This window comes from Paenibacillus jilunlii, from assembly GCF_900102965.1.
Taxonomy (GTDB): Bacteria; Bacillota; Bacilli; order Paenibacillales; family Paenibacillaceae; genus Paenibacillus_AQ; species Paenibacillus_AQ jilunlii.
In genome coordinates, this window is the sequence record NZ_FNGM01000024.1 from 90,802 (window position 1) to 98,282 (window position 7,481).

The following is a 7,481-nucleotide window of genomic DNA, read 5'->3' on the forward strand; positions in this document are numbered from 1 at the left end:
TATGATTTGGCGGTCTATTTAACAAAACAGTCGTTGTGAATATCTTTGGTTTTCAACGTCAAATCTTGTTTCCATATATGCGAAGTATCCCCAAAGCCGATGCATCTTGGCGTCGCCCACCGGTCCGACCGCTGTTCCAGAACAACCGTCGTGACTGAACTCGGCGGCATCCAGAACCCTGTCCACATTAACGAAATCGGAATATCCAGTAAATGGCCAAGCCATGTCAAACCAATAGCTCTATGGCAAAACACCACAATTTTATCCTGGTTGGGATTGATGCATGAGTACCGTCCATCCTTTCTTTCATATCCATGGCACAGCAAAAGCCGGTCAGAGCTTCTGCGGATCTCCTCTACTCTTTCTTTTGCCTGAACCTCCTGGTAATAATTAAGCTGATGCCAGGTTTCATGGGTCGGGAGAGGGTCCCCGTTTCGGATTACTTCACCCGGAATATCAAAAACCCCTATATACCCCCAAGGAGAATGCTCCATCCATAAATCTGTCAGCTCTTTCAGCCAATCCTCCGTCCGCGGCTCTATCCCCAGCAGCTCAGAGGTATACCTCATCGTCTTCAACGCTCTGCCCATTGGCGATGAATAAATATAATCGACTCCCTGAACCTGCAGATACTGCGCCAGTGCCTTTGCCTCAAGCTCTCCGGCAGCAGTGAGGCTATCATTGTCATAATCCGGCTCTGCATGGCGGACAATATATAAATGCATCCCTCAAATTCCCTTCAAGCTTAGTCGTATGAACCAGAATCGATCCCTGCGGATTTTCTGAATTGCAATTGTCTGGTTAAACCCGGCCTTCCACTTTCCACCCTGCTCATCGCTGTATCCTCTTGCCCATCATGCCCGCCATGCTCAGCCTGCTGAATCCGTCTGGCCAGCGCTGCGATGGTCGGGTTGGCAAACAAATCAACGATAGGAATTTGAAGGCTGAGCGTTTCTTCCAGAATCGATTTGATGCGTATCAGCGTCAAGGACGTAGCTCCCAACTCAAAAAAGTTATCATGGATGCTGATGTCCCTGATTCCCAAAAAATCCTCCCAAATCCCAGCGATTTGCTTCTCCAGATGATTGGAAGGTTGTTCGTATTCAACCATTGCAGCAGGACGCTGCCGTTTCTTTTGTCCATCTCGCTGCACAACAGGCTTGCCTTCCGAAATCCCTTGAAGCTGTACCCACTCAGCCAGTCTCTTGTCCAAAAGACCGGGGGAGTGAACAAGATGGTGGTATTTTTCTACGGACAGCACCCGTTTCAGGGCCTCAATTCCCTCATCCGGGCTCATCGCCAAGTCGCCAATTGAAGATGTATACCCTCCCTCTGCCTTCGTCTCCCGCCTCCATGCCTCCCAATCAATGGATTTCCACTTGACCTGCCGATGCTTATTTCTTGTCTTCGTGTACGTATCCATAAATACACTCGCCGCCGAATAGGCGGCAAATCCGTAGCCCCCTAAGGCCGCAGCCGTTGAGGACATGAGCAGACAAAAATCAAGGTCTTTATCTTCCAGCACCTGATCCAGAACCAGCAAACCGTCAACCTTCGGCTGGAAAATGGTCCGGCAAAGCGCTTCATCCAACCGGGTAACCGGGTTAAAAAACTCTGCTCCCATATTTGCGGCACAATGAATGACACCGTTAATGGCTCCCAGATCGCCTTCGATAGCCTCAATGGTATCCGTCATTTGCCTGTAGTCACTCACATCAGCCGGATAGATGGCGATGTTCGCACCCAGCTTCTCAGCCTGCATCATCTCATGGATGGTCCGGCTTCCTGGATCATCTTCAGGGTGATCATTCAGCCACTTGTCCCATTCCTGTCTCACCGGGAACGAGCGCTGAATAATAGCGATGGAGGCGCGATAGTTTATCGCCAGATGCTCAGCAATAATCCACCCGATCATGCCTGCTCCGCCAGTCAAGACATACACACCGTTAGTCCGAAACAGATCGGGCTTGACGATCTGTGGTTCCAGCTTGATAGGCTGATAGATGGGCACCCATCTTTGGAACCCCCGGTAAGAAACCTGCCGGTCACGATATTCGCCGCCCAGCTCCTCTAACAGCATCCCGGCCAATTGTTTGGCCTCTTCCCCTGTTTCTACAGAAGCAGATTGGATGTCTACGGTCAGATGCCGGATATGCTGCATTTCCTGCGGAATCACCAGGCCCAGCCCAATCAAAGGGGCGTTCTCCGGGTGGAGTCTTTCCTGCCCCGTTACAGAGAACACTTCGTCCGTCACAACTGCAATCCGAACCGCCTTGTGTCTGCTATATTGATGGAGGCTTTGGACAATATAGGTGACACTGTAAAACCCGTTTTTTTGGCTTTCATGAAATCCAGCCGCATCCAAATGCGCGGAAACCCGGTTCTCCAGGCTCCACAGATGAACCAGATTATCCGCCTCCAGCTTTTTCTCTTGCAGGGCCGCAAACAGTTTTTGGTAATCCGCCAGCGATTCCGGGTGAATCGTATATTCGTGGTCATTGTGCATACTAAATTCATGACCGCGATAAACGGTAATTACGCGCTGCCCGCTGTGCAATAACGCCTGCAGCAGTTCCCTGCTGATCAAATCATGGTTCGCAAAAAGAAGGCAGAACTGCCCGCCCGACGACCCGGAGGCCAGCGGCAGCACCTTCTGCTGCCAGAGCGGAAGATAAAACCAGTCTTCCATATGCGGCTGTTTTGGCAAGAGCGAATGCTTGTCCTTCTGTTGACCCTCCAGCATGTCAAACGGGTTGCCCTCCAGCCTGTACGATTCCCGTTCAAAGGGATAGGTCGGCAGGGAAAGCCGCTTTCTTTTCTCATAGGCATAGAGCTTCATCCATTCAATGCTGTGTCCCGCTCCCCATAACTGGCCTAGCCGGGTGTACAGGTAGTTCTGATCCTCCACTTGTTCCTGCGGATTTCGAATGAGATTAAGGATCGTATGCGACGAATCACGGTGTACAAAGTATCTCAAGAGCGCACTTAAATTCCGGTCGGGTCCTACTTCGAGAAAGGTCAGCGCTTCTTCCTTCAAGATCTCCTGCAAGCCATCTGCAAAACGGATCGAATCGGTTAATTGCTGTCCCCAATACCCCGGTTCGGTTGCTTCCTCATCGGTAATCCAGTTCCCGCTGAGGTTCGAAATAAACGGAATTTGCGGCGGACACAAACGGATTTGCTTCATCTCTTCCGTAAAAGCATCTCTGACCGGTTCCATCACCGCGGAATGAAGGGCATAAGACGTGTCCAGACGGATGCAGATTTGCCGCAATGACTTCAATTGCTCCTCAAGCTGTTCAACCGCCTTCCGGGTTCCGCCTACCACGCAGGAAGGGCCATTCACAATGCTTAAGGAGACGTCCGGCGGGAGCAGAGGCCGCAGCTCTTCCTCCGTCATCGGAACGCTGAGCATAGCGCCTTCCTCCGTCCCCTTAATCATCTGTCCTCTCCGGATAATCACGCGGATGGCATCTTCCAGCACAAAAACGCCTGCCAGACAAGCGGCGGCGAATTCTCCAAAGCTGTAGCCAATCATATATTTCGGCTTGATCCCAAGCTCCATAAGATATTTGCCAAGGGCATATTCAAAGATAAAGACCACCATTTGATTGATATCAATCCGGTTGATCTTTTGCATGGCTTCATCCCGTGCTTCCTGCGGGAAAAGAATGGCTTTCACGGAGAAATCCAAGTGGCTGTCCAGCAGGTCAAAACATCTATCAAGTTCTTGCTTAAAGAGAGGCTCTGTACAATATAGCCCCAGCCCCATATCCACGTACTGATTGCCCAGCCCCGGAAACATGAATACGATCGGTTTGTTATCCTGTTCGACAGTACTCGTGAATACTTTCCGTGAGTGCTTTCCTTTCTCATTGCCCAGCGTTTGCAGCATTTCCTGAAGTTCGCCCGTATGGTTCGCCACGACAAACCGTCTGTGCCCGAAATCCGTTCTCCCGACCTGCAGGGTATAGGCCAAATCCGCCAAGGGCACATCAGGGTGATTGCTGAGATAGGCCGCCAGATTGCTGCTGTGCTGTTCCAATGCGCTTTTGCTTTTTGCCGAAATCAGAATAAGCTGTGAATCTCTTCCCTTCGACGATCTTGGCGGCGGGGGGGCTTCTTCCAAAACGATATGCGCATTCGTGCCGCCGATTCCAAAAGAGCTGACTCCGGCTCTGAGTGTGTCGCCTGCGCCTGATAAATCGAACAGCTTGGCATTTACCACGAAGGGAGAATCCGCCAAACTGATTTTTGGATTTAATTTGGTAAAGTGCAGGGTAGGCGGCAGCAATTTGTGCTGTAAACTGAGCGCTGCCTTGATAAATCCGGCGACACCTGCCGCCGCATCGAGATGGCCGATGTTCGACTTCACCGAACCGATCCGGCAGACCCCTTCACTGTTTCCAAAAGCCGCTTTTAACGCCTCCAGCTCAATCGGGTCCCCCAGTACCGTGCCTGTTCCATGCGTCTCAACAAATTGGATCGACGCCGCAGTCACCTCGGCCAGCTGCTGGGCCGTTTGGATGACTTCAACCTGTCCTTCCACGCTTGGCGCCGTGTAGGCGCTTTTGCGGTTTCCGTCGTTATTGACCGCTGACCCCTTGATCACTGCATATATATGATCTCCGTCTTCGATAGCCTCTTCATAACGCTTCAGGACGACTACGCCAGCTCCATTTCCCGGGACAGAGCCTTGTCCCTCCTCATCAAACGCCTTGCAGTGTCCATCCGGCGACAATATCATCCCCTCTTGGTACTGATAGCCGGATTTCAGCGGCATGGTGATGCTCGCACCACCCGCCACAGCGATATCGCATTCACCGTTCAGCAGCGCCTGAGCCGCAAGGTGAATGGTTACGAGAGAGGTTGAACAGGCTGTATTGACCGTCAGGCTCGGTCCTTTTAGATTGAGGCGGTGGGAAATCAGCGTCGACAGATAATCCTTGTTGGCGAACTGGTTCGCGGTAAATGGACCGAGCAGCCGGGCAGATTCCGATAAATAGGAAAGGGCCTGCCAATAGAGGCTGCCGGCCGCCCCCGCATATAATCCGATTAAACCCGGATACGTGCCGGGGCAATAACCGGCATCCTCCAGCGCTTCCCAGACACATTCATGAAAGAGGCGAACCTGCGGGTCCATCACTTCGGCTTCCAGCGGCGAGTAGTCGAAGAAGGAAGCGTCAAACTGCTCACTGTTCTCCAGATAGCCTTTGGCGCGGACATAATCCGGATGGGACACCGCTGCCGGTTCAATCCCGTTCTCCAGCAATTCGTCCGCAGTGAAAAATGTAATGGATTCTTTGCCGTTGACTAAATTGTCCCAGAAGGCATGAACATCCGCCGCACCCGGAAATCTGGCCGACATGCCAATGACTGCAATCTCCAGTCCGTTTGTTTGTTTACTCATCTCGGTTTATCCCTTTTCTTTTTGATAATCTTTGCGCTCTTTTCTCGTTGCCTTGCAGCAGCAGTTCTCTTCGTCCGGCATTGCTTGCAGTGTGCCGGGCAGGAGTATTTTGCTTCTGGCTCAGGTAATCCAGTAAAGCTTCAATGGTGCGGTACCGGTACAAATTGGCGATTGAGATTTCAGCGTCTACCTGCTGCTTCACCTGCTGATGCAGAATAATCACACTGAGGGAATCTCCTCCGATCTGGAAGAAATCGTCACGAAGACCAACCTTATCGATGTGCAAAACCTCTTTCCAGAGCTGTGACATCTGCTTTTCCAGCATGGTTTTCGGATGAACATACCGCACTTTCTCTACACGTATTTCCATTTGGGAAAGTGTCTTTCGGTCAACCTTCCCGCTGGAGGTATGGGGGAGCGTATCCAGTTGCATATAAAAGACCGGAACCATATACGCCGGCAACTCCCGGCGTAAATATTCCTTCAGCGCCTCCGTTTCGATTCGCTCCCTGGCTGTAAAATAGCCGCAGAGCACTTTGGTTTCTGCCTGTGCCCCCTGGCTCACCACGACAGCCGTTTCGATCCGGCTGTCATATTTCTGGATGGCGGACTCGATCTCCCCCAGCTCGATCCGGTAGCCCCGCAGCTTGATCTGGGTATCCTTTCTCCCCAAATACTCGATATTCCCGTCTTCCCGCCACCGGGCGAGGTCCCCCGTGAAATACAGCCGTTCTTCCGGCAGCCCCGGCAGCGCCTTGAATTTCTCCGCCGTAAGCTCCGGCCGGTTGAGGTACCCCTTCGCCAATTGCACGCCGCCGATGCATAATTCTCCCGGAATGCCTACCGGCACCAGCCCGCCTTCTTCGGATACGATGTACAAGCGGGTGTTCGATACCGGCTTGCCAATCGGAATCAGCGTGTCGGATGGGTGTACCTCGCAGGAGGTGACATCAATGGACGCTTCGGTGGGTCCGTACAGGTTATGCAGTTCAACCCCTTCGATCCTGCGGAAAAACCGGTCTTTCACTTCAGGCGTCAGCTCCTCACCGCTGCAAATACAGCGCCTCAGCTGACCCAATGACGCGTTCTCCGGCAGCGCATGCACAAAGCCTGACAGCATCGAAGGCACGAAATGCAGCGTCGTTATCCTCTGTTCGTTGATCAGCTGAACCAGATAATCCGGGTCTTTTTCCCCGCCCGGCTTTGCCAGACAGAGCACGCCCCCGATCATCAGCGGGAGGAACAGTTCCCAGACCGAAACGTCAAAGGTATAGGTGGTCTTTTGCAGAACGACTTCCCGTTCGTCCATCCCGTACGCCTCCGCCATCCAGCGCAGACGGTTCACCAGTCCCCCGTGCGTCAGCATGACCCCTTTGGGTTTGCCCGTTGAACCCGAGGTGTAGAGGACATAGGCCAAATGATGCGGGAGGATGTCCAGGGCGACATTGTCCCGTTCGTACCCTGCATAGACCGCTTCCTCTTCGACATCCACAGCAGTTACGCCCAGGGCAGCCGCCTGAGCGGCAAAGGCGGTCTGGGTCACTACGAGCTTCAGCCCGCTGTCTGCAATCAAATAGCCGATCCGCTCCGCCGGATAGTCCGGGTCCAGCGGGAGATAGGCGCAGCCCGCTTTCTCGATCCCCAGCAAGCCGATGATCATCGCCGGGGAGCGCTCCGCCAGGATGCCGATGATCTCATCCCGCTGGCAGCCCCGATCTTGCAGCAAGCGGGCGACCTGGTTGGCCCGCTCATTCAGCTCGCGGTAGGTCAGACGTTGCCCTTCGCAGACGACTGCCGTCTCGTCTCCCCTCTTCCCCGCTTGTTCTTCGATCAGCGCAATAATGCTCTGACTGAGGTCATACCCGGCCTCGGTCTGATTGAATCCGTACTGTACCTGCTCTGCTTCCTCTGGCCCGAGCAGGCTAAGCTCCCGGATTGTCCGGCCGGGAGACTGCAGAACCTGCCGGACAATCTGCTGGTAATGTCCGCCCATCCGCTGAATCGTGGAGTCCTTGAACAGCGCGGTGGCGTACTCGATGTTAAAGCCCATTTCCCCCTGCTCTTCCCAGGC

At 53.2% G+C, this 7,481-nt stretch carries 3 protein-coding genes; all 3 read right to left on the reverse strand.

From position 1 onward, the window contains the following. Positions 1 to 14: 14 nt before the first annotated feature. On the reverse strand, positions 15 to 725 hold the full coding sequence (locus tag BLQ82_RS27615; protein WP_062525468.1) for a histidine phosphatase family protein: 711 nt from the start codon (positions 723 to 725) through the stop codon (positions 15 to 17). A gap of 20 nt (positions 726 to 745) precedes the next feature. Beyond that, the gene (locus BLQ82_RS27620) at positions 746 to 5,410 is read right to left on the reverse strand and encodes a type I polyketide synthase (RefSeq protein WP_062525470.1); all 4,665 of its coding nucleotides are present in this window, start codon (positions 5,408 to 5,410) and stop codon (positions 746 to 748) included. Continuing rightward, positions 5,403 to 7,481 (reverse strand): non-ribosomal peptide synthetase (locus BLQ82_RS27625; protein WP_143013576.1); only part of this gene is annotated, 2,079 nt, incomplete at its 5' end. The genes BLQ82_RS27620 and BLQ82_RS27625, both read right to left, overlap by 8 nt.

What these genes read in the sequence shown, in the direction of transcription:
- BLQ82_RS27615 (WP_062525468.1), bottom strand. Translation starts at nt 725, where the DNA reads ATGCATTTATATATTGTCCGCCATGCAGAGCCGGATTATGACAATGAT.
- BLQ82_RS27620 (WP_062525470.1), bottom strand. Translation starts at nt 5,410, where the DNA reads ATGAGTAAACAAACAAACGGACTGGAGATTGCAGTCATTGGCATGTCG.